Below are 1,639 nucleotides of genomic sequence, written 5' to 3'. Positions count from 1 at the left end.
CCGCCAGCCTCCTCGGCTTTCGCCGACAGGCCGGTGCCGGCGCCGCCGCCGACGATCGGCACGCTCTTGGCGATCATTCCCCTGAATTTCTTCAGTATATCCTTGCGCGGTATGGCGGGCATCTTTCTGGATCTCTCACTGTCTGGCGATGTCGAGGAAGGCTGATGTTGCAGCCTTTGCGAATTCCGGGTCGTTGATATGCAGCGGCAGGCGCGTCACGCGGCGCTTGCTGTTGGGTTCGATGGTGCGCTCGATGGCATCGAACAGAACGGCGTCGGCTTCCGGGTTGAAGAAGGCGCCGCCTTCGATGTCGAGCGCCGAGACGCCTTTTTCCGGGATGAGAAAATGCACCGGCCCTCCGCAGCGGGCGAGTCTGGTGCCGATCCACTCGCCGATCGCGCGGCATTCGTCCGCCGTGGTGCGCATCAGCGTGACATTGGGATTGTGTTCGTAGAACAGCCGATCGCGATAGGGCTCCGGAATGGTCGAAGGCGCCCAGAAGTTCACCATGTCGAGCGCGCCGACGGAGCCGACATAGGGCAGCCCCGTGCGAACTATGGCGCCGAAACGATCCTCCGTCGCCGGCAGCACGCCGCCGAACAGCAGATCGCAGACTTCGGTCGTGGTGATGTCGACGATACCGGACAGCAAGCCGCTGTCGGCCAGCTTTTCCATGCTGCGGCCGCCGGTGCCGGTGGCGTGGAAGACCATGCAGTCATATCTGGAACGGAGCTGGTCGGCGATGGCGGTCACGCAAGGCGTTGTGACGCCGAACATGGTGAGGCCGATCGATGGTTTGCCGTCGGGTGGCGGCGCCGGCTTGGTTGCCATGCCTACGATCGCCTGGGCGGCATTGTGCAGCACGACACGGGAGATCCGGTTCAGTCCGGCCATGTCGGTCACCGCAGGCATCATGATGATGTCGGAGACATCGACATAGGGTGCGGTATCGCCGGAGGCGAGCGTCGAGACCATGATCTTGGGCAGGCCGAGCGGCAGGGCGCGCATGCCCGACGTGATGATCGAGGTGCCGCCGCCGCCGCCAATGCCGATGATGCCGGAAATGTCGGCGCGCGACTGGACGAAGCGGGCGAAGGCGATGCCCATCGCGGCGACCGCGGCGCCACGGTCATTGCCGCCGAGCACGGCGTCACGGCCGCCGGGATGATGGTCGGCGATTTCCCTCGCGCCGATATCGACGGGGATGGTTGCGTCGCGCGTTCCGACATCGACACGACAAACGAGGGCGCCCGCAGCAGTGATCGCATCGGCCAGGAAGGCGAGCTCCTCGCCCTTCGTGTCCGCGGTACCCGCCACATAGATACGCTTCATTGCGCTCCCCCGATCCTGGCAGGCGCGATGCCGCCCCCATTGCTCATTGCCCGGGCCACTCGACGATGCGGACACCATTGCAAATTTTTGAGACGCGCGTATCGTATTGGTATGAATGTCTCACGTCAACAATCCACTGCGAGCGACGACGCTGAACGGGCAACCGGCCCGGTGCCCGAACGTGGGCCGCGCGCGCGGACCAAACGGCTGATGCTGGAGACGGCAACGAGGCTGATGCAGGCGGGCGTCACGCCCTCGGTCAGCGAGGGCGCCGAGGCGGCCGAGGGTTTCCGGGCCACCGCCTATC

Annotated in this window: 1 protein-coding gene and 2 pseudogenes; 1 reads left to right on the top strand and 2 read right to left on the bottom strand. The window is 65.2% G+C overall.

The features are described 5' to 3' along the window. Window positions 1–122: pseudogene (locus tag EN984_RS39160) on the bottom strand (phosphoenolpyruvate hydrolase family protein); the annotation flags it as partial. A 13-nt stretch (window positions 123–135) separates the two neighbouring features. Further along, window positions 136–1,332, bottom strand: coding sequence for a Tm-1-like ATP-binding domain-containing protein (locus tag EN984_RS33790; protein WP_127268331.1), 1,197 nt, complete (start codon window positions 1,330–1,332; stop codon window positions 136–138). A gap of 111 nt (window positions 1,333–1,443) precedes the next feature. On the opposite strand from EN984_RS33790, the pseudogene EN984_RS39155 reads away from it, so the two are divergent. Further along, window positions 1,444–1,639: pseudogene (locus tag EN984_RS39155) on the top strand (TetR/AcrR family transcriptional regulator); the annotation flags it as partial.

This window comes from Mesorhizobium sp. M7A.F.Ca.CA.004.12.1.1 (assembly GCF_003997835.1).
Taxonomy (GTDB): domain Bacteria; phylum Pseudomonadota; class Alphaproteobacteria; order Rhizobiales; family Rhizobiaceae; genus Mesorhizobium.
This window is presented reverse-complemented; position numbering and strand designations above follow the sequence as displayed.